This window comes from Nocardia sp. NPDC050435 (genome assembly GCF_040655395.1).
Classification (GTDB): Bacteria; Actinomycetota; Actinomycetes; order Mycobacteriales; family Mycobacteriaceae; genus Nocardia.
Map to the genome: position 1 here is coordinate 171,773 of NZ_JBFAJW010000013.1, position 24,206 is coordinate 195,978.

At 67.0% G+C, this 24,206-nt stretch carries 26 protein-coding genes; 13 read left to right on the top strand and 13 right to left on the bottom strand.

The features are described from left to right. Positions 1-48 precede the first annotated feature (48 nt). Genes AB0I43_RS34065 through AB0I43_RS34075 form a run of 3 tightly spaced genes read left to right on the top strand, consistent with a single transcriptional unit; the run spans position 49 to position 1,139 of the window. Positions 49-339: a hypothetical protein gene (locus tag AB0I43_RS34065; RefSeq protein WP_356977724.1), complete on the top strand. Its 291-nt coding sequence runs from the start codon at positions 49-51 to the stop codon at positions 337-339. A 48-nt stretch (positions 340-387) separates the two neighbouring features. After that, positions 388-702: a hypothetical protein gene (locus tag AB0I43_RS34070; protein WP_356977726.1), complete on the top strand. Its 315-nt coding sequence runs from the start codon at positions 388-390 to the stop codon at positions 700-702. Next, positions 699-1,139, top strand: a complete 441-nt coding sequence (locus tag AB0I43_RS34075; RefSeq protein ID WP_356977728.1) for a GNAT family N-acetyltransferase — start codon at positions 699-701, stop codon at positions 1,137-1,139. Before AB0I43_RS34070 ends, AB0I43_RS34075 begins: the two co-directional genes overlap by 4 nt. Here the strand turns inward: AB0I43_RS34075 and AB0I43_RS34080 are convergent. From AB0I43_RS34080 to AB0I43_RS34090, 3 genes are read right to left on the bottom strand one after another with little or no spacing between them, the layout of a single operon-like run. Further along, positions 1,134-2,522 carry a VWA domain-containing protein gene (locus AB0I43_RS34080; protein WP_356977730.1) on the bottom strand — a complete coding sequence of 463 codons (1,389 nt, stop codon included), beginning with the start codon at positions 2,520-2,522 and terminating at the stop codon, positions 1,134-1,136. The two genes, AB0I43_RS34075 and AB0I43_RS34080, sit on opposite strands and share 6 nt — an antisense overlap. Continuing rightward, on the bottom strand, positions 2,519-3,397 hold the full coding sequence (locus AB0I43_RS34085; protein ID WP_356977732.1) for a MoxR family ATPase: 879 nt from the start codon (positions 3,395-3,397) through the stop codon (positions 2,519-2,521). The genes AB0I43_RS34080 and AB0I43_RS34085 overlap by 4 nt, the downstream gene beginning before the upstream one ends. Before the next feature lie 22 nt (positions 3,398-3,419). Then, positions 3,420-4,781 (bottom strand): DUF2252 domain-containing protein, encoded by a 1,362-nt coding sequence (locus AB0I43_RS34090; RefSeq protein ID WP_356977733.1) that lies wholly within the window; start codon positions 4,779-4,781, stop codon positions 3,420-3,422. A gap of 246 nt (positions 4,782-5,027) precedes the next feature. Between AB0I43_RS34090 and AB0I43_RS34095 the strand changes: the two genes are divergently transcribed. Both AB0I43_RS34095 and AB0I43_RS34100 read left to right on the top strand, forming a co-directional pair. Then, positions 5,028-5,336, top strand: a complete 309-nt coding sequence (locus tag AB0I43_RS34095) for a hypothetical protein (protein WP_356977735.1) — start codon at positions 5,028-5,030, stop codon at positions 5,334-5,336. 199 nt (positions 5,337-5,535) lie between these two features. Further along, positions 5,536-5,847: a hypothetical protein gene (locus AB0I43_RS34100; protein ID WP_356977736.1), complete on the top strand. Its 312-nt coding sequence runs from the start codon at positions 5,536-5,538 to the stop codon at positions 5,845-5,847. 516 nt (positions 5,848-6,363) lie between these two features. Here the strand turns inward: AB0I43_RS34100 and AB0I43_RS34105 are convergent. Beyond that, on the bottom strand, positions 6,364-6,573 hold the full coding sequence (locus AB0I43_RS34105; RefSeq protein WP_356977737.1) for a DUF397 domain-containing protein: 210 nt from the start codon (positions 6,571-6,573) through the stop codon (positions 6,364-6,366). Beyond that, positions 6,570-7,451, bottom strand: a complete 882-nt coding sequence (locus tag AB0I43_RS34110) for a helix-turn-helix transcriptional regulator (protein WP_356977738.1) — start codon at positions 7,449-7,451, stop codon at positions 6,570-6,572. The genes AB0I43_RS34105 and AB0I43_RS34110 overlap by 4 nt, the downstream gene beginning before the upstream one ends. A gap of 168 nt (positions 7,452-7,619) precedes the next feature. Here AB0I43_RS34110 and AB0I43_RS34115 point away from each other — a divergent pair, with 168 nt between their 5' ends. Next, positions 7,620-7,838, top strand: coding sequence for a hypothetical protein (locus AB0I43_RS34115; protein WP_357433352.1), 219 nt, complete (start codon positions 7,620-7,622; stop codon positions 7,836-7,838). Next, a complete protein-coding gene (locus tag AB0I43_RS34120) occupies positions 7,835-8,134 on the top strand; it encodes a hypothetical protein (protein WP_356977741.1) in 300 nt (99 codons plus the stop codon). Before AB0I43_RS34115 ends, AB0I43_RS34120 begins: the two co-directional genes overlap by 4 nt. Before the next feature lie 12 nt (positions 8,135-8,146). Here the strand turns inward: AB0I43_RS34120 and AB0I43_RS34125 are convergent, their stop codons facing one another. Together AB0I43_RS34125 and AB0I43_RS34130 are read right to left on the bottom strand one after the other, a co-directional pair. After that, positions 8,147-9,325, bottom strand: coding sequence for a restriction endonuclease (locus tag AB0I43_RS34125; RefSeq protein WP_356977743.1), 1,179 nt, complete (start codon positions 9,323-9,325; stop codon positions 8,147-8,149). Positions 9,326-9,328: 3 nt separating this feature from the next. Continuing rightward, positions 9,329-10,507, bottom strand: a complete 1,179-nt coding sequence (locus AB0I43_RS34130) for an AAA family ATPase (protein ID WP_356977745.1) — start codon at positions 10,505-10,507, stop codon at positions 9,329-9,331. A 222-nt stretch (positions 10,508-10,729) separates the two neighbouring features. Between AB0I43_RS34130 and AB0I43_RS34135 the strand changes: the two genes are divergently transcribed. From AB0I43_RS34135 to AB0I43_RS34145, 3 genes are all read left to right on the top strand, one after another. Beyond that, positions 10,730-11,629, top strand: coding sequence for an HNH endonuclease (locus tag AB0I43_RS34135; protein WP_356977747.1), 900 nt, complete (start codon positions 10,730-10,732; stop codon positions 11,627-11,629). A 132-nt stretch (positions 11,630-11,761) separates the two neighbouring features. After that, positions 11,762-12,214, top strand: a complete 453-nt coding sequence (locus tag AB0I43_RS34140) for a hypothetical protein (RefSeq protein WP_356977749.1) — start codon at positions 11,762-11,764, stop codon at positions 12,212-12,214. A 112-nt stretch (positions 12,215-12,326) separates the two neighbouring features. Continuing rightward, positions 12,327-12,743 carry a VOC family protein gene (locus tag AB0I43_RS34145; protein ID WP_356977751.1) on the top strand — a complete coding sequence of 139 codons (417 nt, stop codon included), beginning with the start codon at positions 12,327-12,329 and terminating at the stop codon, positions 12,741-12,743. A 48-nt stretch (positions 12,744-12,791) separates the two neighbouring features. On the opposite strand, the gene AB0I43_RS34150 is transcribed toward AB0I43_RS34145, so the two are convergent. The 4 genes from AB0I43_RS34150 to AB0I43_RS34165 form a co-directional block, all read right to left on the bottom strand. Continuing rightward, entirely contained in the window at positions 12,792-13,685 is an 894-nt protein-coding gene (locus AB0I43_RS34150) for an alpha/beta fold hydrolase (RefSeq protein WP_356977753.1), read from the bottom strand. A 177-nt stretch (positions 13,686-13,862) separates the two neighbouring features. Continuing rightward, positions 13,863-14,864 (bottom strand): ketol-acid reductoisomerase, encoded by a 1,002-nt coding sequence (gene ilvC, locus AB0I43_RS34155; RefSeq protein ID WP_356977958.1) that lies wholly within the window; start codon positions 14,862-14,864, stop codon positions 13,863-13,865. A gap of 82 nt (positions 14,865-14,946) precedes the next feature. After that, complete coding sequence (ilvN, locus tag AB0I43_RS34160) at positions 14,947-15,450, bottom strand: acetolactate synthase small subunit (RefSeq protein WP_040693551.1); 504 nt, start codon at positions 15,448-15,450, stop codon at positions 14,947-14,949. Next, entirely contained in the window at positions 15,447-17,369 is a 1,923-nt protein-coding gene (locus AB0I43_RS34165) for an acetolactate synthase large subunit (RefSeq protein ID WP_356977754.1), read from the bottom strand. Before AB0I43_RS34165 ends, ilvN begins: the two co-directional genes overlap by 4 nt. A gap of 460 nt (positions 17,370-17,829) precedes the next feature. Here AB0I43_RS34165 and AB0I43_RS34170 point away from each other — a divergent pair, with 460 nt between their 5' ends. Further along, positions 17,830-18,240: a PH domain-containing protein gene (locus AB0I43_RS34170; protein WP_356977756.1), complete on the top strand. Its 411-nt coding sequence runs from the start codon at positions 17,830-17,832 to the stop codon at positions 18,238-18,240. A gap of 308 nt (positions 18,241-18,548) precedes the next feature. Next, positions 18,549-20,390 (top strand): dihydroxy-acid dehydratase, encoded by a 1,842-nt coding sequence (gene ilvD / locus AB0I43_RS34175; RefSeq protein ID WP_356977758.1) that lies wholly within the window; start codon positions 18,549-18,551, stop codon positions 20,388-20,390. A 64-nt stretch (positions 20,391-20,454) separates the two neighbouring features. Here ilvD and AB0I43_RS34180 read toward each other — a convergent pair whose 3' ends face one another. Then, positions 20,455-21,282 carry a DoxX family protein gene (locus AB0I43_RS34180; RefSeq protein WP_356977760.1) on the bottom strand — a complete coding sequence of 276 codons (828 nt, stop codon included), beginning with the start codon at positions 21,280-21,282 and terminating at the stop codon, positions 20,455-20,457. 190 nt (positions 21,283-21,472) lie between these two features. Between AB0I43_RS34180 and AB0I43_RS34185 the strand changes: the two genes are divergently transcribed. Continuing rightward, the gene (locus AB0I43_RS34185) at positions 21,473-22,558 is read left to right on the top strand and encodes a PQQ-dependent sugar dehydrogenase (RefSeq protein ID WP_356977762.1); all 1,086 of its coding nucleotides are present in this window, start codon (positions 21,473-21,475) and stop codon (positions 22,556-22,558) included. Positions 22,559-22,611: 53 nt separating this feature from the next. Here AB0I43_RS34185 and gatB read toward each other — a convergent pair whose 3' ends face one another. Then, positions 22,612-24,123, bottom strand: coding sequence for an Asp-tRNA(Asn)/Glu-tRNA(Gln) amidotransferase subunit GatB (gatB, locus tag AB0I43_RS34190; protein ID WP_356977764.1), 1,512 nt, complete (start codon positions 24,121-24,123; stop codon positions 22,612-22,614). Between the last annotated feature and the right edge of the window lie 83 nt (positions 24,124-24,206).

Genomic DNA, 24,206 nt, shown 5'->3' on the forward strand with positions numbered 1-24,206 from the left:
ACCGCGCATCAGCGCTGGTCAGCCTCGAATAGCCTTGGGGGGGTTCTCATGTCGCACGTCCTGCCCACCGTCGTGTCGGTCGTCTCCATCACCATCGCGCTCACCGCGCTGCTGGCATCCGCCGTCGTCGACGCCCGCGCGGGCCGCGCCACCCGGGCCGCCGAATCCTGTTTCATCAACGGCGATCTGCCCACCGACGACTACTTCGTCAATTCCAGCCGCTCGGCCCGCTACGAAAAGCTCGCGCTGCGGCTGCTGGCCTGCGGCGTCGTCCTGCTGCCGGTGGGCATCGCGTTGTCGGGCTGGGCCACCTGGCTGTACACCCGCGGCGCGCACTGACGCGAAAATCGAGGTGCTTCCGCGCTCGGGCGGCCTTAGCGTGGATGGGTGCGGAAGACACCTCAGGAGAAGAAGAGACTCAGCTACGCCAAGGATCGGCGCAACGACTACGGCGAGAACGACAAGTCCTCGCGGAAGAATATCCCGCGCAGCCGGGCGCTCGCCCATCGCGCCAACCGCCACTTCGACGCGCAGGCGCTGACGCGCTCGGTCGGCCCGGTCGACGCCGAGGGCGCCGATCACACAGAGCAGCGGGTGCGCACCCACCGCCGCCGGATCTTCCGGAAGAGAGCGGACACGCCGCTGGGCGAGTACGTGGCATGGAAGTTGTCGGTGCGCAGCGCCCGGGAGGCCCGATCATGAGCGAATCCCCTTCTCTGCCGGACGGTTACGAACTCTCCACCGATCCCGGGCGGCTCGATGCGGCCCGCGTGCACCACTGGCTGTCCACCGACGCCTACTGGGCGATGGACCGCCCCCGGGCGGCGCACGACGCGGCGGTCGCCGGGTCGCTCAACTTCGGCGTCTACGCGACGGCGACGGGCGAGCAGGTCGGATACGCGCGCGTGGTCACCGATTACGCGTCCTTCGCCTGGCTGTGCGATGTCTACGTCGACCGCTCGGTGCGCGGCAAGGCGATCGGCACGACGATGGTCGCGCTGGCCTGCGCGCACCTGGACACCTTCGGGGTCAAGCGCATCCTGCTCGCCACCGGCGACGCGCACGGCGTCTACGAGAAGATCGGCTTCCACGGCCTGGAGAAGCCGGGCGAGTGGATGATCCGGCGGCTCGAGTCATGAGGGCAGCAGCCGCGAGACGACCTCGGCGAGCTGCTCGACGTTGCGGCATTCGTGCATCGTGACGTGCTCGGCATAGCGTTGGGCGGCGGAATCGCCGGTCGGCCAGGAGCGCGCCGGTTCCGGGTTGAGCCAGTAGACGTGCTTGGCCCGATCGCACATCTGTTGCAGGGCTTCAATATTCGGGTCGGTGCGGTTGGTACGCGCGTCGCCGAGGATGAGCAGCGAGGTGCGCGGGCCGAGCGCGTCGAGGTAGTGCTCGGTGAAGCCGCGCAGCGCTTCACCGTAGTTGCTGCTGCCGAACCGGGAGACCCGGGATTCGCGCACGATCCGCGCGGAAAGGCCCGGTTCCGGTGGCTCGCCGGGCGTGAAGAACCCGGTGATCTCGTCGCAGGTGTCGACGAATCCGAAGCTGCGCACCCGGCTGAACTGGTCTTGCAGGGCCTGCACGAGTTGCAGCGTGAACTCGGCGAACCCGGTGACCGACCCCGAGATATCGGCGAGCACGACGAGATCCGGCCGGCCGTGCTTGCGGGCGCGCCACACCGGATCGACCGGAACACCGCCCGTCGCCATCGACCGGCGCAGGGTGCGGCGCATATCGATCTGCCCGCGCACGGCCTTCTTCCGGCGCGCGGCCAGCCGGGTGGCCAGCTTGCGCGCCAAAGGGCTGACCAAGCGGCGCATTTCGGCGAGATCCTGCTCGCGCGCGCCGAGAAAATCGATCTGGTCGGCGGCGGCTTCGACACCGCGGCGCGCGATGTAGTCGGTGCCGCGCAGCTCGGCCGAACGCAGCCGGGCCTCGGTCTGCACCCGGGTCCGGAAATCCGCGAGCCGGCGCCGGGCTTCGATGGTGTGCACGGCGGTGTCGAGTTCGCCCGCGCCGCCCATGGATTGGACGATCCGGTCTTCGAGGTCCTCCGGGCGCAGGTTCTTCATCGTCAGGTAGGACGACCAGCCCTGGCCGGACGCCGTGCTCACCGGCTGATCGGGCCGGCCGGTGCCGACGCCGCCGTAGCCGCCGAGCATGGTCAGCGCCTGCCGGGCCAGCTCGGTGACGGCGGCGGGATCGTCCTCGGCGAGGGCCCGCGCCAGGCGGTCACGCAGCTCGTCGACGGAGAGATCGGTCTGCGGCCGCGGCAGCTCGGAGCCCAGGAAATACAGATCGAAGAGCTGGTCGAAGACCGAGCGCTGCCCGTTGCGCCGCAGCAGCGTGGCGGCGAGGCCGGAGCGGAGGCGGTTCGGGTCGGCGAGCCCGAGGGCGAGGATCGCCTGGGCGGCGTCGACGGTCTCGCTCGGCCCGGCGGTGATGCCGTGTTCGCGCAGGATCCCGACGAAGTCCACCAGGCGGTCGGTCATCGTGCGCGGCTGCGCGCCGGTCGTCACCGCGGGGCGTCCGCGTCCGGATCGAGCGCCAGCCGCTCGATCGCGGTCCGGTGGTCGGACTGGTACTTCAGCAGCACGCCCAGCGTGGAGCGCACCACGCCGCCGGTCAGACTTCGCGCCCCCAGAGCGACCAAAGTCTTTGCCCAGTCCACGGTTTCGGCGATCGAGGGTGACTTGCGCAGCCCGAGCTGGCGCAGCGCCCCCACCACCTGCACCGCCGAGGCGGCCACCACCTCGTCCAGCTCCGGCACCTGCAACCGGACGATCGCACGCTCCAATTCCGCTGTCGGATAGTCGATGTGCAGATACAGGCAGCGCCGCTTGAGCGCCTCGGAGAGGTCGCGGTTGGCGTTGGAGGTGAGCACCACGAACGGCTTGCGCACCGCGGTGATCGTCCCGAGTTCGGGAATGCTGACCTGGAAATCGCCGAGCACCTCGAGCAGCAGTCCCTCGAGTTCGACGTCGGCCTTGTCGAGTTCGTCGATGAGCAGCACCGTCGGGTGCGGGTTGCGGATGGCGGCCAGCAGCGGGCGTTGCAGCAGGAACTCGTCGGTGAAGACATGATCGCGGGTGCTGTCCCAGTTCTCGCGCTCGGCGGTGATGCGCAGCAACTGCTTGGCGTGGTTCCACTCGTACAGCGCGCGGGCCTCGTCGATGCCCTCGTAGCACTGCAGGCGCACCAGCTCCGAACCGGTCGCGGTGGCCACCGCCCTGGCCAGCTCGGTCTTGCCGACGCCGGCCGGGCCCTCGATCAGCAGCGGCCTGCCCAGGTGCCCGGCGAGGAACACGGCCGTGGCGATATCGGTGGACGGCAGGTACCCGGCGACGCTCAACCGCTCGGTCACCTGGTCCACCGACGCAAAGAACTTACTCATCGGTAACCAGTGTAGAGCTGGTTCAGTACGCCTCGGCCGCGGCCTGGATCCGGCCGGAGTCGATGGCGCCGAGCATGGTGGCGTAGTCGGTGAGCGTCTGGTCGGCGTAGGCGTGGGCGAACTCCGCGATCGCCTTGTCGAAGGTCTCACCGTGCCCCAGATACGCCGCGATCTGCACCCGGTCGCCGGAGCGGGCGTGCGCGCAGGCCAGCGTCCCGCCGCACAGTTCGGCGTAGGCCGCGAGCACCGGCGCGGACATCTCCTCGAGCACGACCGAGCCCTTCATATCGCGCAGCTGCCGCAGGTAGTAGTAGCGGTCCTGCACCCCCGCGGCCCAGCCGAGCAGGACATCGCTGCTGGCCTGCATGAGCCGCTGCCCATAGACCACCCGGTGGCCTTGGTGCCGGAACCGGCTCGGCTTCAGGTACGGCGTGAGCACCGACTCCTCGGCCTGCTTGGCCTGCAGGAACAGCGGGTCGCCGGTGTGCAGGTCCTCGAGCAGCACGATGTAGCAGCGGGTGCCGACACTGCCGACGCCCACCACCTTGCGCGCGCTGTCCACCAGGCGATACCGGTCCAGCAGCGGGCGGCGCTCCTCGGCGAGGGTGCGCCGGTAGTCGAGATAGGCGATGTCGATGACGCTCTTCTCGGCGTCCGTCGTCTCCACCACGAAGGGTTCGTTGTTGCGGATGCGCGGCCCGTCCGGACCCGGATCGGTGAGTTTCTGCAACGCCTGGGCACTGGTGCGGGCCCGGGCGTCGGCGATGATCTTCTTGACGCCCTTGCGGAATCGCACCTTGTGCATCAGATCCTCGACCGCCTGGGCGTCGGTGCGCTCGTACCAGACGCTCATCGCATCCAGCCCCGCCATCCGATGCATGGTTTCGCGGTAGCCCCGCACGCCTGCGAGCACCGCGGTCTGCGCTTGCGCGTCGGTGCCGCCGTTCGCGCGCACCGCGACGGTCACACTCGCGGCCAGCCGCTTCACATCCCACTCGAACGGGCCGGGCAGCGTCTCGTCGAAGTCGTTGACGTCGAAGACCAGCTCGCGCTCCGGGGAGGCGAACAGACCGAAATTCGACAGGTGCGCGTCGCCGCACAGTTGCACGGTGAGCTCGGTGCGGGGGCATTCGGCCAGGTCGGCCGCCATGATCGCCGGCGCACCGCGATAGAACGGGAACGGGCCGGTCGCCATGCGCGCGTAGCGGATGGGCACCAGGTCCGGCACCCTGGTCTTGGCCTGCTTCTGCAAGACCGTGACCGGATTCTTGCGCTGCTTGGGCGGATGCCACTCCCCGTGCGCGGAGCGGGGAACCTGTTTGCGGAGCGCGCGGCCGTCCACGGCGGCGGTGCGTTCGGCCCGGATGCTCGTCGCGCTCGTCATCCGCCCAGTCTGACGGCGGCGCACCGGGTCGGCAAGGATTCAGCTACCACTGGCGAGTGCATGCCGGTCCGTGGTGCCGGCCCCACTGCGGCCTCAGGGTGCACCCCGACCTCCCCTCATACCCGAGAGTGAGATCCACGCTGTAATACCTTCCCACCAGTGACGTTTCAGCCCGAGTGCGGCACAGTGTCAGGTGTGCGAACGCCGCGAACGTGGATGTTCGCCGAAGAGTCGAAAGGATTTACGTTGCATACGACGAGAAAGTCCAGCCGCCGCACCCTGGCCCGCGTGGCCGTCGCCGGCGTCCTCACCGCGATTCCGCTGACCGCCCTTGCGATTCCGGCCTCGGCCACCCCCGGCTCGGCCGTCCCCGGCGTCACCGAAGCGCATCGCCGCGACGACTGCCGCAACAAGCAGCCGTGGGAGGACTTCTGGGACAACCGCAGGAACGACCCCTGGGACAACTTCTGGGATAAGTGCGATCGCCCCCGCAAGCCGCACCACCCCGGCCCCGGCCACCATCGCCCGCCCTTCCACTCCGGCAGCAGCTGGTAGATCGCGAGTGGCCCGGCACCTTCGAAGGTGCCGGGCCATTTTTCTTTTCAGGGAACACCCCTAGCACCCCGGAGGCGCATCATCATTCACAAGAATGAACTTTCCCTGGGAAGTGGCTGGTAACAGCGTTTTTCGCGCTTTTGTGCGCCATGGTTGAAGAGTGCGAACACCGCACCACCGCTCAACCGAAAGGCCCACGATGACCTCGCTCGCCAACGCCCGCCGCCGCTACGCCCGCCTCGCCATCGCCAGCGCCTTCGCCGCCGCCACCCTCTCCCTGGTGGCCCTCCCCGCCACCGCCTCCGCCGCCCCGCAGGCCACCCCCATCGGCGCCTTCGACGACTGCGAGCCCAACCAGCCGTGCTGGGACACCAGCCTGAACAACCCCGCCAACCCCGCCAGCCCGCTGAACCTCAACAACCCGGCCAGCCCCTCGAGCGCGCTGAGCCCCCTCAGCCCCCTCAACCCGGCCAACCCCATGCACCCGTACCAGCTCCAGCCGACGATCTGAACTCCTTTGTCGCCGAACGGGTCTCTTTGCTAGCCTCGGGCGGCTCGACGTTTTGACTTCAGGGGGTGGAGATGCCCAGCGCATCCATGGGGAATCGGCCGAACCGCAGCGCACTCAGATCCCGCCGCGTGTCCTACACACTGCCGGCGGCCGTCGCGGTCTCCTTACTCTCCGCAGCCTGCGGAAGCCCGGACCGTCCGGCCGCTCCCACCGTTAGCGCCGTGAGTTCGGACGATCCCACGGATGTGGCGGTCTGCGTCGATACTGCGACGTCGGTGCGCGTCGCCGACGAGCGGTGCAAGAACTCCACCACTCACCGTCAGTACTGGTATTCGCATACGCCGGAGCTGCTGTACCCGGCGATCGGGGCTGCGATCGTCCTCGGGGCGGGGACGTTCGTTCGGCCTACCGTGGGGCGACTACAGGAGGGTGGAGTGCCCGCAGCTGGGGGGAAGATCTTGCGGGGTGGGTTGGGGAAGTCCAGTAGTGACAGCAGTAGTGGTAGCGGCAGCTAAGTTAGTCCACGCCGCCGAAACGTCCGGCAGCGACGCCTGCGGTGAAAGCCGCCCACTCTGCCGTGGTGAATACGAGGCGGTCCCCCGACGGGTTCTTCGAATCCCGCACGCCCACAGCCCCTGCGTCGAGAAAAGCGACCTCGACGCAATCGGCTTTGTCCCCGCTGTAGCTGGCCTTGAACCACCGCTCACCGGATAGATCGGCACTCACGTCGCAAACTCCTTCGCCACCTGCCGGATCAGGCTTCTACTGGTCGTCGGATCCAGCGAAACGCGCCGGAGCTCGTCGTACACGCGATAGTACCGCTGCACGTCCTCCGGCTTTTCCAGATACATGCACCCGGTGAAGGTCTCCAGGTAGACCACGGGCGGCCAGACTGCATTGCCCTTGGCGTCCTCGTCGAACTCCAGAACGGCGAACTGCCCCACCGGATCTCCGACCGGCGCACCCGCCGCGAACGGAAGCACCCGGACAGCGATATTGTCCGACTTCCCCAACTCCGCGAGATGCCGAAGCTGCGCCGCCATCACCCGCGCCCCGCCGACCATGCTGCGCAGCGCGGTTTCATGCAGGACGACCTCCAACTGCACCGGTTGATACCGTCGGGTGATGATCGTTTGACGCCGCGTCCGAAGTTCCACGCGTCGTTCATGTTCCGCAGCCGTCGCCATCGGCTTGACCGCGACAATCAACGCGCGAGCGTAATCAGAGGTCTGTAGGAGACCAGGCACCAGTGCAGGCTGATAAGTAGTCAACCGCCTGGCAGCGGTCTCCAATCCCACGTAGATGTCCAGCGCAGCCTGGATGAGATCGCCGTACTCGTGCCACCAACTCTTCTCGGCCGAAGCCTTCAGCAATCCGATCATCGCCGTGGTCAGATCATCCGGAACTTCAAGAACCTCGCAAATCGCCTGGAGATCCCGCACTTTCAGCCGCGTCGCTACCCCGTTCTCCAAGCGCTGCAACACGGAGGAGCTGACATCGGCCATCTCCGCCAGCTTCTCCTGCGACAGATTGAGTGCGGTCCTGGCCTCCCGCACATACCTCCCGAGCTGTCGCCTCGGCAACGTCGAACCGCTCTCCTGCATCGGGCCGCCTCCTCGCGATGTCGCCCGTACTGGGTGAAGCAAACAACCGAACTGGTGGCAGTGCTGGCCTTTCGGCTCAGTTCAACTGGGTTACCCACTTCAACCTACGCCGCCACACCCCGAGGCGTTAGCTGATTCCAGCGACTACTCGCCCTGGAGGGGAGACCAATGATGTTCGAACAGTTGACGATCGGCGGTTGGCTCAGCACGAACGGCTGCTCGGTCCGCAGCCTCGTCGACCGCGAGGAGAACCACGTGACGTTCATCTTCGGCACCACCGACCGCGATTTCGAACTGTCCGTCGATGTCGACACACTCCGAGAGATGCTCCGACTCGGAGGCGCCGCTCTGGACGCTTTCAGCACCCATTCCGGGGACCGACAGTGATCAGGCGACCGACCACCCCGACCCCGGCGCTTGTCGAAGTCGTGGTCGTCCGTGATCCCGACGGGCCGAATGTCGCCGTGGTCCTCGTCGACGGCATCCGCTGCCCCGCCGTCCAATTCGATATCGACGCCGGAGCCGGATGGACGTGGAGCGACTGGAAGGATGCGCGTGACGTCAACCTCAATGCCGCTTCTCCCGCAGCCAGAGACGCGCTGCTCGACCTCTACCGCTTGCCACCCGGCGGGCGGTACTTGTGGGACCGCGGCGACGCCGGGTGGCTGGACGGCGTTCTCTAGCCGACCGGACCGCTATTTATGAAGAATCCGACGAGCGAGGGAATCGACATCTTTCAACAGGTCGTTCGGGGGTTTGGCGAGATCGAGCGCGTGACAGTGGATCGCGATATTGCACGTCTTGATGGAATGCAGAGTCTCCGGCTCGTTCCCCCTGGCGTAGATGAGATGACCTTCCTTCAGCCCCAGCACGGCACAGTACGCCAGGACCTGATAGATGTCGGCCTCCGGAAATCCTCTGGGCCGCTCCGCCTTGTACTTGGCGTCGACGACAGCTACCGGCTTATTCCTGTTGTCATACCAGATCAGATCGGGGATGAACTTCAGCTTCGACGCCACGTCCATGTATTCGTTCGCCTGAAACTCCGGCCGGCCGCCATATGGCCGCATCGCCTCGGCCATCGCTCGCGTGACGAAATCTTCGTAGATCTTCCACATGTCGAACAGGAAGCCGGAGGCAGCAAGCGGTCCACCGTGTTGATCGAACGAACTGTTGTCGAGGATCACCTCGGAGAGCTCCAACACGTCCCGATAGCGAGCGTTCAGACGATTAGGCCGGACGGCAGGTCGTCCTTCACGTCTGGGAACGACGGTGATCTCGTCGAGCACGGCCCGCAAACGGATGAGTTGCTGTCGAGCGTCGCTACCGATGTCCGGAAGATTCAAGAGTCGCAACGTCGCCAGCAGAAGCAGCCGGTTCTCCGCGGTATCCACAGTGAAGTCGTCGTACTCGACAGCCATCGGCAGCGGCGCACCATAGTTTCTGCTGAGCTGTTCGCGGAAGCGGATCCGTCCGCGCATCACCGCGGCGGACTCGGCAGTGGTGCGATATCCGCGCAGCAGTCCATGTTCGAGCGCCGCGAAGGCAAGGCGCACAAAAGATTCTGCCACTGCGGGGTACAATCCCGGCGCCTTGTCCAGGCGGACGAACTCGTCGCGCCAGATCGCCGGGTTCTTGTGGTAACCGATGAAGAACAGCAGCCGGTTCAACTCGGTGATCTTCGGTCGGATGTTGATCTGTACGCCGCCCAGCCGAATCGAACCCACTTTCCTGCCGGGCTTGATGGTGCACAGTCCGGAGGCGGAACGGCTCGAACTGTGCGCGACCTTCAGATCACGGAGCAGCTGGAATTGCGGTTCGGTCAGAGGGATCTTCACCGCCGGACCGTGCTCGACCAGATCGTGAGATGTCACGGCCTACTCCCCGGCTTCGACGGGCTCCGCGCCCAACTCCCGCTTGATGGCGTCCAGCGAATACAGCTCGTGCACCCTGACATGTGGGTCGTGGTAGTGGTACTCCTCCATCAGCGGCATGACCGTGGTGTTCCAGGCGATATCCATGCCTCGCGTCGTAAGAGCGGATTCGCGCATGAAGTAGGACGGACCGACCTTGAAGTCTTCGTCCCCGATCTTCTCGTTCAACTTGTCGACGATCTCGGCGATCGGCTCACTCGGATCCTTGTCCGCAAGCCATCCGCGGAGCACGCCTCGCGTGGGCTCTTTCGACGGATCCAGATGCCGGAAGGCGAATCGCCGGCGCATCGCGGAGTCCACCAGCGCGACCGAGCGGTCCGCCCGGTTCATCGTGCCGATGATCAGCACGTTCTCCGGCAGCTTGAACAACTCCTTCTTGTCGGAGTAGAGCAGATTGATGCTCTCCTCCCGATACTCGAGCAGGTAATACAGCTCGCCGAAGATCTTCGACAGGTTCCCGCGATTGATCTCGTCGATCACCAGTGCGTACAGGTGCCCCGGATCCCGCCGCGCATCCTCCGCGACCTGCCGAAGCGGACCCCGATGAAGGTCGTACGCGATCTGCCCGTTCTCGGTGTGCACCGGGCGAATTCCCTCGAAGAAATCCTCGTAGGAATACGTCGGGTGGAACTGAATCGTCTTGACCCGCTCCTCGCCGCAGAGATACCGCGCCAGCGCTTTCGCCAAGTACGTCTTCCCGGTGCCGGGCGGCCCATAGAAGATCAGCTGCGGGCGGTCCCGCAGCAGATCGATGCACTCCTGCAGCCACTCCTGCGGCATATGCAAGCTGACCGCGAACTCCTCTGTGGCATCAGCGAATTCCGGCTCGGCGTCAGCCGGAGTCAACAGATCCTCCGGGGGAGCCGCATACTGCTGACGCCAAGCGAATCCGAACGTGTCGCTCAGGATCGCGATCAACTCTGCCGCGTTCTGCCGGTTGAGCTGGATGGACTGGCTACTCTTCGGCGACGACTGCCGCTGGTCCGACCCGAACGTCGATAGGTGTACCAGCGTGTTGCCGTCCGGATCATCGATAATCTTGTACTGACAGCTGACTGCATCCTCGAGCTTGTGCGCTCGTACATTCTGCGTGCTCGGAACAATCTCCCGAATACGAGCCATAGTCAGATCTCCCCTGCTCCACTGCCTCTATCCGCCAACGCCAGCGTGTAGCTGGCGCCGACGGCTCCTCGACCATGATCAGGGTAATCACAGCGATCGAGATGTCCAGTCGCACAACGCGAAAGGCTGATTGCTGGGACAACATCGTTACCCGGGCGTCGTGGCACGCTGACATGTCGGCTGCAACTCGAGCTTGTCGGCTGGAGATGTCACACTGCACACGTGGATCCCGCGCAGCCTGACCCGGCCGAACTTGCTCTCCGTGAAGCCATCTTCGAGCACCTGGACAAACTCGTTACCCGAAAGCCGTCGCTAACTCGCCAAGAACTTACCGATTTCGAAGTCAACGGAAAGCCCGCCAAACTCATAGACCGTAACAAGGGCATCTGGAATCCCCAGGATCTCCAAGCCACCTTGTCGATCATGTCTAAACCGGACAGTCAGTACGATGATGAGGCGATCGGCGACTCGATGTACGCGTATGCGTACCGAGAAGGCAACAAGAACGGCGACAACACTAAGCTGCGACGTGCTTTCGAGTTGAAGATGCCGATCATCCTCCTCCGCTGGATTCGTGCGGGTATCTATGTTCCGATCTTCCCGGTTTACGTCATCCAAGACGACCCGGATCGGCAACGCTTCATGCTTGCGCTGGACGAAAGCATGCGAGACGTTGCCGACCCTGACAACCTGACCCCGATCGAGCGTCGCTACAGCCGAAAGCTGACTAAACAGCGACTACATCAGCCCGAATTTCGGGCCCGGGTACTCCTCGCCTACGGCAACCGCTGCACAATGTGCCGGATCAGCTACGCCCAATTGCTCGATGCTGCGCACATCATCGCTGATAGCGCCGACCATGGGGCAGCTGAAGTCGCCAACGGTTTGTGTCTGTGCAAGATTCACCATGCGGCCTACGACGCTAACCTCCTTGGAATCTCGCCAGACCATCAGATCCATCTCAGTCCGAAGCTGCAGGAAGATCAGGGTGACGCCCCGATGCTGCGCCACGGTTTGCAGGGATTGCGCGGCGAGTACTTGGCACTGCCCAGCTCTCGCAAAGATCGACCTTCGCAGGAGCGGATCATCGAGCGGTTCGAGGAATTCCAAGCAGCTAGTTGATGCGTCAGACGACAGTGATACGCCGACCCGCACACTATGTCAAAAGTTCCGAAATCAGCCCCGCTGCACCGGGACATCGGTATGGTTCGCTGCGCATCGCCCGAAGATTCATCCCACTCTATGAGGTTTCAGATGAAGTCGGTCAACAAGGGATTCACACTTCCTGCGGCGGGAGCTATCGCTACCGCCGCGATATTGACGCTGACAGCGGCACCCGCATCGGCAGCCAACGGCGGCAAGTTCCAAACGATCTACTCCCTCACCAACGGCCTCTGCATCGCCGTGGTCGACTCGTCGGTCACCGGCCCCGGGTACCCGAACTCGGCCGCGTTCACGGTCAGTACGAACATGACCGGGGTCGGTACGTGTGGGTTGGAGGTCACCCTGCACTGGCGGAATGTCGATACCGGGGAGACCGGGACGCGGGCGGCGAAGCCGACCGGGCCCGGGTTCTGGATCAGTGATCCGAAGTCGTCGATCTTCCAGCCGGGGTTCGGGAAGTTCGTCGGGACAGTCACCGTGAATGCGCCGAGCCTGGGTTCGTCCGGCGAGGTGGAGTTCACCGTAGAGCCCTATCAGGGCTGAACAGCCCGCGAACGGCCCGTCCGGCAGCGTGCCGGACGGGCCGTCGACGTTTCGACACACCGATCAGGAATCAAGAAGCGCTGGTCAGGCGTGCGGGCCTAGCGTTTGGCTCATGGAACTCAAACTATCGCAAACGTTCATCGCCGCCGCCGACCACGACGAGGCGCTCAAATTCTACACCGAGGTTCTCGGCCTCGAACTGCGGAACGATGTGCAGGCCGAGGGGCTGTTCTGGATCTCCGTAGGCCCGAAGTCACAGCCCGAAGTGACGATCGTGATCGAGCCGGCGGTCGGGGATCCCAATGCGTCGGAGGAGGACAAGAAGGCGGCGGCGGAGTTGCTGTCGAAGGGGCTGCTGCGGGGGGTGATCTTCGGGACCGATGATGTCGACGCGACGTTCGAGAAGATCAGTGCTGCGGGGGCCGAGGTGTTGCAGGAGCCGACGGATCAGTTCTATGGGGTGCGGGACTGTGCGTTCCGGGATCCGTCCGGGAACATGATTCGGTTCAGTCAGCCGAAGAACAGCTGATCAAAGAGGCCCGGCACTGGGGAGTGCCGGGCCCTTCTGTTTCGGGGCTCAGATGTACGGAGTTGGTGAAGGGGCGCAGGGGATTTCGGTGGGGGTGCCGAAGGTGTTGAGCATGAGGGCGGCGACGGTGGGGTCGACCGAGATGGAGTTGTGGCCGGCGAGGTTCACGGGGCAGACGTCCTGGAGGACGATGTTGGTGGCGTTGGGGGCCTCGCGGTAGCCGTTGGTGTACGGGACGACTTCGGTGTCGGCGCGGGTCAGCAGGTTGGTGTACTGGACACCGGGGGCGTAGACGCCGGCCGCTTGCAGTTCGCGGATGTTGTCGGAGATCGGGAGCATGTCGACGCAGCCCTGGCAGGTGTCGTGCAGGGTGGCGAAGATCGGGTCCTGGATGCCGAGGGCGAAGGCGGCGTTGACGATCGGGTCGGCGACGTTGGTGCCCGCGTAGATGGGGGCGAGGTTGAAGACCTGGTCCACGACCTCGGCTCCGCCGTCGGTGACGAGGTAGCGGGCGGCCACCAGGGTGCCCTCGGACCACGGTAGGAGATCGACCTTCTCGGCCCCGGTGGCGGCCAGGACGCGGGCGACGAAGTCGCGTAATTCCTTGCTGGAGTCGGCGATCGGGGCCATGCCGCCGGTGCCGGCGAGGGCGCCGGTCTGCCACGGGTAGACGCCGTAGGTGACCGAGAAGACGCAGTATCCGTTGTTGTGCAGGAGGGGCGCCATGGCGGGCCAGCCCGCGCCGTTGCCGAGCACACCGTGCACGAGCACGACGGGCTGCGGGTGTTCGGCGGTGGGCACGCAGGACCAGTCGTTGCTGCCTGGTGAGTCGAAGGGGGCTTTCGCGTTCAACGCTCCGGTGACGAACGCCGCGACCGAATAGTCGACGGGGAGTTGCTCAGCGGCGGCCTGGCCCGCAGGGACCAACAGCGAGGCGGCCACAGCGAATCCGAGACGAATCCAGAACCGACGCAACTCGATACCTCCGCGAGTAGAAGCACACCGCTAGTAGCCGAGAATTAGCTGTCACCATAACCAGCGAAACGGGCGTCCCCGGCCAGCGACACGAAAAAGGCCCGGCACCCCAAGCGGGTGCCGGGCCTTTTCAGGCGTAGGAAATTACGCGGTTTCGGTGATCGGGCGATCGACCCAGCTCATCAGCCCACGCAGCTTGGCGCCGGTGACCTCGATGGGGTGCTCGGCGTTCGCCTTGCGCAGACCCTCGAGCTCCTTGTTGCCGCCCTCGACGTTGGCGACGAGGCGCTTGACGAAGGTGCCGTCCTGGATGTCCTTGAGGATGTCCTGCATGCGCTTCTTGGTGTCGGCGTCGATGACGCGCGGGCCCGAGAGGTAGCCGCCGAACTCGGCGGTGTCGGAGACCGAGTAGTTCATGCGGGCGATGCCGCCCTCGTACATGAGGTCGACGATCAGCTTGAGCTCGTGCAGCACCTCGAAGTAGGCCATCTCGGGGGCGTAGCCGGCCTCGACCATGACCTCGAAACCGGTCTTGACCAGTTCCTCGGTGCCGCCGCAGAGCACGGCCTGCTCGCCGAAGAGGTCGGTCTCGGTCTCTTCCTTGAAGGTGGTCTTGATGACGCCGGCGCGCGCGCCGCCGATCGCCTTGGCGTAGGACAGCGCCAGGGCCTGGCCCTCGCCCTTCGGGTCCTGGTCGACGGCGATCAGGGCGGGAACACCCTTGCCGTCGACGAACTGGCGGCGCACCAGGTGGCCGGGGCCCTTGGGGGCGACCATGGCGACGGTGATGAACTCCGGAGCCTTGATCAGGCCGAAGTGGATGTTGAGGCCGTGGCCGAAGAACAGCGCGTCGCCGTCCTTCAGGTTGGGCTCGATGTCGTTGGTGAAGATGGAGGCCTGCGCGGTGTCGGGCGCGAGCACCATGATCACGTCGGCCCACTCCGAAACCTCGGCGGGGGTGCCGACGGTGAGACCGGCCTCTTCGGCCTTCGGGCGGGACTTGGAGCCCTCGGCGAGACCGACGCGGACGTCGACGCCGGAGTCGCGCAGGCTCAGCGAGTGCGCGTGGCCCTGGCTGCCGTAGCCGATGACAGCGACCTTGCGGCCCTGGATGATCGACAGATCGGCATCGTCGTCGTAGAACATCTCGACTGCCACTTGGGTATCTCCTTCTGATTTCTTCTTAGGTATTAGTCCCGGCGCAAAGCATGCCGGGAGCACGGGGTTACTAGCGAGTCGCGGTGATCGACTTCGGACCGCGGCCGACGGCCACGACACCGGACTGCACGATCTCGCGGATACCGTACGGTTCCAGCATCCGCAGCAGGGCGTCGAGCTTGGACCGGGTTCCGGTCGCCTCGACGGTCAGCGCGTCCGGGGACACGTCGATGACCTTCGCCCGGAACAGGGTGACGGCCTCGATGACCTGGGTGCGCACGCTGGCGTCGGCGCGCACCTTGACCAGGATCAGTTCGCGAGCGACCGAGGTGTCGGCGTCCTGCTCGACGATCTTGATGACGTTCACCAGCTTGTTGAGCTGCTTGGTGACCTGCTCGAGCGGCAGGTCCTCGACGGTGACGACGATGGTCATGCGCGAGATCTCGGGGATCTCGGTGCCGCCGACCGCCAGCGACTCGATGTTGAAGCCGCGGCGGGAGAACAGCGCGGCGACGCGCGCGAGCACGCCGGGCTTGTCCTCCACCAGGACGGACAGGGTGTGGGTCGTGCTCATTTCTGTCCCTCGCTCTGCGTCATGGCCTCGTGGATGACGGCCGGCTCGGCGGCGGCCTCGTCCTCGTCGAACAGCGGGCGGATGCCGCGGGCGGCCATGATCTCGTCGTTGCCGGTGCCGGCGGCGACCATCGGCCACACCTGCGCGTCCTTGCCGACGATGAAATCGATCACCACGGGGCGGTCGTTGATGGACTGCGCCTCGCGGATCGCGGCCTCCACGTCCTCCTCGCGCTCGACCCGGATGCCGTGGCAGCCCAGGGCCTCGGCGAGCTTGACGAAGTCGGGGATGCGCAGGGTGTGGGTGCCGAGATCGGTGTTGGAGTAGCGCTCCTGATAGAACAGGGTCTGCCACTGGCGGACCATGCCGAGGTTGCCGTTGTTGATCAGCGCGACCTTGATCGGCACGCCCTCGACGGCACAGGTGGCCAGCTCCTGATTGGTCATCTGGAAGCAGCCGTCGCCGTCGACCGCCCAGACCTCGCGGTCCGGCGCGCCCATCTTGGCGCCCATGGCGGCGGGCACGGCGTAGCCCATGGTGCCCAGGCCGCCGGAGTTCAGCCAGGTGCGCGGCTTCTCGTACTTGATGAACTGCGCGGCCCACATCTGGTGCTGGCCGACGCCGGCGCAGTAGATGGCGTCGGGACCGGCGAGTTCGCCGAGCTTCTCGATGACGAACTCGGGCGAGAGCGAACCGTCGGCCTGCGGGGCGTAACCCAGCGGGTAGGACTTGCGCACGCCCTCCAGGTACTTCCACCAGTCGCCCAGGGCCAGCAGCGGCGTGCCGGTGGCGGCCGGGTCGGCCTTGAGGGTCTCGATCAGTTCGGCGATGACCTCGCGGCAGTCGCCCACGATCGGCACGTCCGCGTGCCGGTTCTTGCCGATCTCGGCCGGGTCGATGTCGGCGTGGATCACCTTGGCGTTGGGCGCGAACGAATCGAGCTGGCCGGTGACGCGGTCGTCGAAGCGCGCGCCGAGGGTGATCAGCAGGTCCGAGCGCTGCAGGGCGGCCACGGCGCCGACGGTGCCGTGCATGCCGGGCATGCCCATGTTCAGGTCGTGCGAATCCGGGAACGCGCCGCGCGCCATCAGCGTGGTGACGACGGGGATGCCGGTCAGCTCGGCCAGCTCCAGCAGCTCGGCCGACGCGTCGGCCTTGATGACGCCGCCGCCGACGTAGAGCACGGGGGCCTTGGCCTCCAGGATCATCCGGGCTGCCTCGCGCACCTGCTTGCCGTGCGGCTTGGTGACCGGACGGTAGCCGGGCAGCCGCATCTCCGGCGGCCAGCTGAAGGTGGTCTGGTTGACCAGGACGTCCTTCGGGATGTCGACGAGCACCGCGCCCGGACGGCCGGAGGCGGCCAGGTAGAACGCCTCGGCGATCATCCGCGGGATGTCGATGCCGTCGGTGATGAGGAAGTTGTGCTTGGTGATCGGCATGGTGATGCCGGAGATGTCCGCCTCCTGGAAGGCGTCTGTGCCGATGAGGCTGCGGCCGACCTGTCCGGTGATGGCGACGATCGGCACCGAGTCCATCTGGGCGTCGGCGATCGGGGTGACCAGGTTGGTCGCGCCGGGGCCGGAGGTGGCCATGCAGACGCCGACCTTGCCGGTTGCCTGCGCGTAGCCGGTCGCGGCGTGGCCGGCGCCCTGCTCGTGCCGCACCAGGACGTGGCGCACCTTGGTGGAGTCGAAGAGCGGGTCGTAGACCGGGAGAATCGCGCCGCCGGGAATGCCGAAGACGGTGTCGACGCCGAGCTCCTCGAGCGAGCGGACGACCGACTGCGCGCCGGTCACCTTCTCGGGCGGGACCTGGCGGCGGTTGGCCGCGGCGGTCGGGCTGGCAGCAGCGGCCTGCTGATTCGCCGAAGGCGCGGGCCTGCGGGCCGAGGGCCCGGGCCGTGCGGTTGGTGCACTCACCGTCTTCGTTCCTAACTTTCGTTCTAGACCCCGGACAAACCTTGCTTTGACACGTGGTGCCTTACGTACGCCCCGTGTCGGACATCAGTCCTGGACACAAAAAAACCCTCGACAGCAGCGGCTGTTCGAGGGTGGCGCGTCGCAACGCGAGCTTCGTAGTCGACTCAGGGAGCCAAGCTCAACGCTGGACGCGCCGGCTGATTACGAGAAGCTCGATACGATTCACGCGCTAGACGTTATGCGGGCGTGAACCGCTCAGTCAAACTTCTGACTCTTGCGTCTCATTATGTGAGACAGTGCGGTTGCTTGTGTCCATTCACCAGGATGCGAGGATGGTGGTGTGTCATCACCGCATCAGTCCGTGCCACCGGCTAAATCGTCCCACACCTCCGAGGCGGAGCCTGCTACGGGTAGGTCAGAAGCGAAGGTTATTCGCATTCCGCAGACGGCCTATATCGCCGTGGTCGTCCTGTTCTTCTGCGTGTTCTTCTTCTTCGCGGGCTGGCCGCTGGGCCTGTGGTGGCTGCTGCTACTGCCGGTGGCCGTCGTGGTGTGGATCGAGCGCACCCGGACCACGGTCACCGACGAGGGGCTGGACCTGCGCACCGTCTTCGGCGGCCGGCACCTGGATTGGGCCGAGATCAAGGGTGTTTCGATCCCCAAGCGCGGCTACGTGCGGGCGCACCTGAGCGACGAGACCACCGTCAAGCTGCCCGCCGTCGGCTACGACAAGCTGCGGGCGCTGATCACGGCGTCGCAGGGCCGGATCCCGGATCTCTTCGCCGCGGCCGCCGACGCCGAGCAGGCCGAGTACGAGCGGCGCAAGGCCGAGCAGGCCGCCGAACGAGCCGCCGAGGAGCGTCCCGAATAGTGAGACGCGATCGTGTGACGGATTGCACCACGGAATATTCGCGCGCCCCGCGCCGATAGACTGACGACACAGCGTCTCGGGCACGGTGACACCCCGGCCCGGGGCGCGGCCGAGACGGTGCGGGCACTCCCCGGACGACACCGCCGGCGCCGGCGACACCCCCTCGCGGCGATCCCCCGAAATGCGGCGCGTAGCCGCGCGGCCCACCACGTTTACCCCGATCGACCGGGGAGTACCGTGGAACGGCCGCAGCCCCTGCGCTGCGCGCCGTCGCACATCAGCCCCCGCGACCATCGAGGATCCAGCCAATGCCACCCCTTCGCTCACGCACCACCACCATCGGCCGCAATGCCGCCGGCGCCCGCTCGCTCTGGCGCGCCACCGGCATGACCGACTCCGATTTCGGTAAGCCGATCATCGCCATCGCGAACTCCTACACCCAGTTCGTGCCCGGCCACGTCCACCTCAAGGATGTCGGCGAGATCGTGGCCGAGGCCGTGCGCGCCGCCGGCGGCGTCCCGCGTGAGTTCCACACCATCGCCGTCGACGACGGCATCGCCATGGGCCACGGCGGCATGCTGTACTCGCTGCCCTCGCGCGAGATCATCGCCGACTCCGTCGAATACATGGCCAACGCGCACACCGCCGACGCGCTGGTGTGCATCTCCAACTGCGACAAGATCACCCCCGGCATGCTCAATGCCGCCATGCGGCTCAACATCCCGGCCGTCTTCGTCTCCGGCGGTCCGATGGAGGCCGGCAAGGCCGTGGTCGTCGACGGCGTCGCGCAGGCGCCGACCGACCTGGTGGTCGCGATCTCCGCGAGCGCGAACCAGGCGGTCTCCGACGAGGGCCTGGACGAGGTCGAGCGCAGCGCCTGCCCGACCTGCGGTTCCTGCTCGGGCATGTTCACCGCCAACTCGATGAACTGCCTCACCGAGGCGCTGGGCCTGGCGCTGCCGGGCAACGGCTCCACCCTGGCCACCCACGCCGCGCGCCGGGCGCTGTTCCAGCGCGCGGGCACGGTCATCGTCGACATCGCCAACAAGTGGTACCGCGAGGACGACGCCTCCGTGCTGCCGCGGAACGTCGCCAACGAGAAGGCTTTCCGCAACGCGATGGCCCTGGACGTGGCGATGGGCGGCTCCACCAACACGGTGCTGCACACCCTGGCCGCCGCCCAGGAGGGTGAGATCGATTTCGATCTGAGCACCATCGACGAGATCAGCCGCCGGGTGCCGTGCCTGTCGAAGGTCTCGCCGAACTCCGATTACCACATGGAAGACGTGCACCGCGCCGGCGGCATCCCCGCCATCCTGGGCGAACTGCGCCGCGCCGGCCTGCTGCACGAGGACGTGTCCACCGTGCACACCGAGAGCTTCGACGAGTGGCTCGACACCTGGGACATCCGCTCCGGCAAGGCTTCCGCCGAAGCCCTCGAGCTGTTCCACGCCGCGCCGGGCGGTGTGCGCACCACCGAGCCGTTCTCCACCGACAACCGCTGGTCCTCGCTGGACACCGACGCCGCGGGCGGCTGCATCCGGGACAAGGAGCACGCGTACACCGTCGAGGGCGGCCTGGTCGTGCTGCGCGGCAACATCGCTCCCGACGGCGCGATCCTCAAGACCGCGGGCATCGACGAAGACCTCTTCTCCTTCCAGGGCCCGGCCGTGGTGGTCGAGTCGCAGGAGGAAGCGGTCTCGGCGATCCTCGGCAAGAAGATCAAGCCCGGCGACGTGATCGTCGTGCGCTACGAGGGCCCCAAGGGCGGGCCGGGCATGCAGGAGATGCTGCACCCCACCGCTTTCCTCAAGGGCTCGGGCCTGGGCAAGCAGTGCGCGCTGATCACCGACGGCCGCTTCTCCGGCGGCACCTCCGGCCTCTCGATCGGGCACATGTCGCCCGAGGCGGGCGCGGGCGGCGCGATCGGCCTGATCGAGGACGGCGACCAGATCCGCATCGACGTCGCCTCCCGCACGCTCGAGGTGCTGGTCGAGGATGCGGTGCTGGCCGAGCGGCGGGCCAAGATGGAAGCCTCCGAGCGGCCGTGGCAGCCGGTCGACCGGGTCCGCCCGGTCACCACCGCGCTGCGCGCCTACGCCGCGCTGGCCACCTCCGCCGACAAGGGCGCGGTGCGCTACGTGCCGTAAGCGGCCTGTGACACAACGAAAACGGCGTCCCCTCCAGCGGAAGGGACGCCGTTTCTCGTTCGGCTCAGTCGAACGGGCCGATGCCCGTCAGCGGGTTGCCGCCGTGCAGGAACCAGTAGGTCAGGATCGCGACGGCCACCGCCAGCAGCAGCACCACGAACGAACCCCAGGCCGGGCGCAGCGCCCAGCCGCGGTTGCGATCCAGCGACAACCGGCCCGGGCCGGTCAGGATGAGCGCGGCCGCCGCGCCCACCAGGATGCTGTCCATTTCGACGCCGGTCTTGGTGCCCGCGTTGTACTGGAAGCCCGGGATCATGCCCTGCTTCCACAGCCAGGCGTTGATGATCACGGCCAGCACCGCGCCCGCGGCCAGCGGCGTGGCCAGACCCAGCACCAGCAGCACGCCGCCGAGCAGCTCACCGGTCGTGACGAGGATCGCGGCCAGGGTGGCGTGATCCCAGCCGCCGCCGGTCATCATGTCGCGGGTGCCGTCCAGGCCGGGGCCGTGGAACCAGCCCGTCAGCTTCTGCAGGCCGTGGTAGATGAAGGTGCCGCCGACCACCAGGCGCAGCACCAGCAGGCCGAGATCCAGCGTGCCGCGGCGGCTTTCGGCGACACGGCGGCGCATGGCGGCGCTCGGCTCGCCCGGGGCGTTGGCCGCCGGCGGGATGCTGGCGTAGGAGTAGGGGGCCGTCGTGGCGTTCTGCTCCCCCACCGTGGGGACGTCGGGATCGAGGCCCAATTCCTCCTCGGTGCGTGGCACGTCCTTGCGCAGTTCGGGGCCGCCGCCGACGCGCGGGAACTGCCCGGTCGGCGAATCGTACGGGCTGGTCACACCGCGGCCGGTGGCCGCGTCGGGATCGCCGGGGGGGTCCTTGGGCTTGTCCGTCACGGGCAATACCCTATGCCGCTCGATCGATCGGCGGGAGACTTAGACGCTACGGCACGTCGATCCCGGCATACCCTGGCCAGTGCTGCTACGCGCGCGAGACACCCTGGCCGCGCGGCGGATTCGCGACCCGATCGCGGCAACACGTACCCGGAAGAAGCGGGGCCGCCGGTATTTCCGTAACGTCTCTACCATGAGTTTGGTTGTCGCGGGCCGCGTCGCCCTGAGTCTGGCGCTCGGCTCGGTCCTGCTGGTCGGCTGTGCGCGTTTCGACGATTCCGCCGCCAGTCCCTTCACACCCGAACCCACGTTCGCGCCCGCGAATCCGAAGGCGCCGAAATCGACCCAGAAGGCGCCGCCGCGGCCGGAGGGCCCGTGCATCGACCCGGATCCCGCCGTGATCAGCACCTGCCTGGATTCCACCGGCGGCCTGGTGGGGCTCGGCGACAGCGCATTGGTCGCCGAGCGGCGCACCGGCCGGATCCTGAAAACCGTGCCGGTCGGCGAGAGCGATCCGCAGGTGCCGCCGATGGAGATCGCGAAACTGGATGTCGACGCCTCCGGCGACGGCGGCATCACCGATCTGGCGCTGTCCCCCACCTACCGGGAGGACGGGCTGATCTACGCCTACATCACCACGGGTTCGGACAACCGCGTCGTGCGCATCTCCGAGGGCGGCCAGCCCAAGGACATCCTGACCGGAATCCCCAAGGGCGCCACCGGCAATCACGGCGCGCTCGAATTCGTCTCGCCGACCGAACTGCTGGTGCTGACCGGTGACGCCGGGCGGCCCGGGCAGGGCAAGGTGCTGCGGATCAAATCGCCGGCCCCGGGGGCGGCCTCGGAGGAGGTGCTCTCCGGCCTCGGCATGGGCGGCGATCTGTGCTGGGACGGCGCCGACAGCACCTGGGTCACCGACCGCACCGGCACCGAAGACCGCTTGCAGCGCATCGGCAAGGACGGCGCGGTCAGCACCGGCTGGACCTGGCCGGACCGGCCCGGCGTCGCGGGCTGCGCGGCCGGGCCGCAGATGGTGGCGATCGCGCTGACGAACGGGAAAGCGCTGGCCATCGCGGAGGTCGACGCGCAGTCGCACACGATCACCACCCAGCCCGCGCTCACCAACCAGGACAAGTACGGGCGGCTCGGTGGCGCCGCGGCGGCCAGCGACGGGGCCATCTGGGTGGCCACGGTCAACAACGACGACAATCACGGGCCGTTCGACGATCGGGTCGTGAAGATTCCGCCGCCGTCCGGTGGCGGCGGCACGCCGGACTAGGCATGCGAAACGGCGTCCCACGATCGGTGGGACGCCGTTCTCCGTATGTCAGGTCAGCTGGCGCCGCAGGCCGCGAGCACCAGCTCGCGCACGCGGGCGGCGTCGGCCTGGCCGCGGGTCGCCTTCATGACGTCGCCGACGATCTTGCCCGCGGCCTGCACCTTGCCGGAGCGGATCTTGTCGGCGATGTCGGGGCTGGCGGCCAGGGCCTTCTCCACCTCGGCCTGCAGGGCCGAATCGTCGGAGACCATGCCGAGGCCCTTGGCCTCGACGATCTGGGCCGGATCGCCCTCGCCCGCGAGCACGGCGTCGACGACCTGCTTGGCGACCTTGCTGTTGATCGTCTTGGCCTCGACCAGCTTGATCACCTCGGCCACCTGCGCCGGGGTGATGGGCAGATCGGCCAGGGCGACCTCGCGCTCCTTGGCGGTGGCGGCCAGCGAGTTGCCCCACCAGGCGCGGGCGGTGTCGACCGAGGCGCCGGCGTCGACCGTGGCGATGATGAGATCCAGGGCGCCCACGTTGACCAGGTCGCGGAAGACCTCGTCGGAGAGGTTCCAGTCGGCCTGCAGCCGGGCGCGGCGCAGCCACGGGTACTCCGGGATGGTGCCGCGCAGCTGCTCGATCCACGCCGCGTCCGGCGCGACGGGCTCCAGATCCGGTTCCGGGAAGTAGCGGTAGTCCTCGGAGGTCTCCTTCACCCGACCGGGCGAGGTGGAGCCGTCGGTCTCGTGGAAGTGGCGGGTCTCCTGCAGGATCGTGCCGCCGGCGGCGAGCACCGCGGCCTGGCGGCGCATCTCGTAGCGCACCGCGACCTCGACGCTGCGCAGCGAGTTCACGTTCTTGGTCTCGGTGCGAGTGCCGAATTCCTTCGCGCCCACCGGCATCAGCGAGACGTTGGCGTCGCAGCGCAGCGAGCCCTGCTCCATCTTAACGTCGGAGACGCCGAGCGACTTCAGCACCTCACGCAGCGCCGTCACGTAGGCGCGGGCCACCTCGGGCGCGCGCTCGCCGGCGCCGGTGATCGGCTTGGTGACGATCTCGATCAGCGGCACACCCGCGCGGTTGTAGTCCAGCAGCGAGTGGCTGGCGCCGTGGATGCGACCGGTCGCGCCGCCGACGTGCAGCGACTTGCCGGTGTCCTCTTCCATGTGCGCGCGCTCGATCTCGACGCGGAAGGTGCTCCCGTCGTCGAGCAGCACGTCCAGGTGGCCGTTGCCGCAGATCGGCTCGTCGTACTGGCTGATCTGGTAGTTCTTCGGCTGGTCCGGGTAGAAGTAGTTCTTGCGCGCGAACCGGCCCCACGGGGTGATGGAACAGTTCAGCGCGAGCCCGATCCGGATGGCGGACTCGACGGCCTTCTCGTTCACCACCGGCAGCGAGCCCGGCAGGCCCAGGCACACCGGGCACACCTGGGTATTGGGTTCCGCGCCGAATTCGGTGGGGCAACCGCAGAACATCTTGGTCGCGGTGGACAGCTCGACGTGGACCTCCATGCCCAGCACCGGCTCGTAGCGGGTGAGGACGTCGGCGTAATCCATCAACTCGACCGTGGCTGCACTCATGGCGACCATCCTAGGTAAAGCGGTCGGGGGGAATGCAGCTGGATCCCGGCGTTCGCCGGGATGACGGGTGACGAGGCGGGGCC

What these genes read in the sequence shown, in the direction of transcription:
- AB0I43_RS34085 (WP_356977732.1), bottom strand. Translation starts at nt 3,397, where the DNA reads ATGAGTAAGTTCTTTGCGTCGGTGGACCAGGTGACCGAGCGGTTGAGC.
- ilvN (WP_040693551.1), bottom strand. Translation starts at nt 15,450, where the DNA reads ATGAGCACGACCCACACCCTGTCCGTCCTGGTGGAGGACAAGCCCGGC.
- AB0I43_RS34075 (WP_356977728.1), top strand. Translation starts at nt 699, where the DNA reads ATGAGCGAATCCCCTTCTCTGCCGGACGGTTACGAACTCTCCACCGAT.
- AB0I43_RS34140 (WP_356977749.1), top strand. Translation starts at nt 11,762, where the DNA reads ATGAAGTCGGTCAACAAGGGATTCACACTTCCTGCGGCGGGAGCTATC.
- AB0I43_RS34065 (WP_356977724.1), top strand. Translation starts at nt 49, where the DNA reads ATGTCGCACGTCCTGCCCACCGTCGTGTCGGTCGTCTCCATCACCATC.
- AB0I43_RS34090 (WP_356977733.1), bottom strand. Translation starts at nt 4,781, where the DNA reads ATGACGAGCGCGACGAGCATCCGGGCCGAACGCACCGCCGCCGTGGAC.
- AB0I43_RS34185 (WP_356977762.1), top strand. Translation starts at nt 21,473, where the DNA reads ATGAGTTTGGTTGTCGCGGGCCGCGTCGCCCTGAGTCTGGCGCTCGGC.
- AB0I43_RS34115 (WP_357433352.1), top strand. Translation starts at nt 7,620, where the DNA reads ATGATGTTCGAACAGTTGACGATCGGCGGTTGGCTCAGCACGAACGGC.
- AB0I43_RS34110 (WP_356977738.1), bottom strand. Translation starts at nt 7,451, where the DNA reads ATGCAGGAGAGCGGTTCGACGTTGCCGAGGCGACAGCTCGGGAGGTAT.
- gatB (WP_356977764.1), bottom strand. Translation starts at nt 24,123, where the DNA reads ATGAGTGCAGCCACGGTCGAGTTGATGGATTACGCCGACGTCCTCACC.
- ilvD (WP_356977758.1), top strand. Translation starts at nt 18,549, where the DNA reads ATGCCACCCCTTCGCTCACGCACCACCACCATCGGCCGCAATGCCGCC.
- ilvC (WP_356977958.1), bottom strand. Translation starts at nt 14,864, where the DNA reads ATGTTCTACGACGACGATGCCGATCTGTCGATCATCCAGGGCCGCAAG.
- AB0I43_RS34100 (WP_356977736.1), top strand. Translation starts at nt 5,536, where the DNA reads ATGACCTCGCTCGCCAACGCCCGCCGCCGCTACGCCCGCCTCGCCATC.
- AB0I43_RS34130 (WP_356977745.1), bottom strand. Translation starts at nt 10,507, where the DNA reads ATGGCTCGTATTCGGGAGATTGTTCCGAGCACGCAGAATGTACGAGCG.
- AB0I43_RS34145 (WP_356977751.1), top strand. Translation starts at nt 12,327, where the DNA reads ATGGAACTCAAACTATCGCAAACGTTCATCGCCGCCGCCGACCACGAC.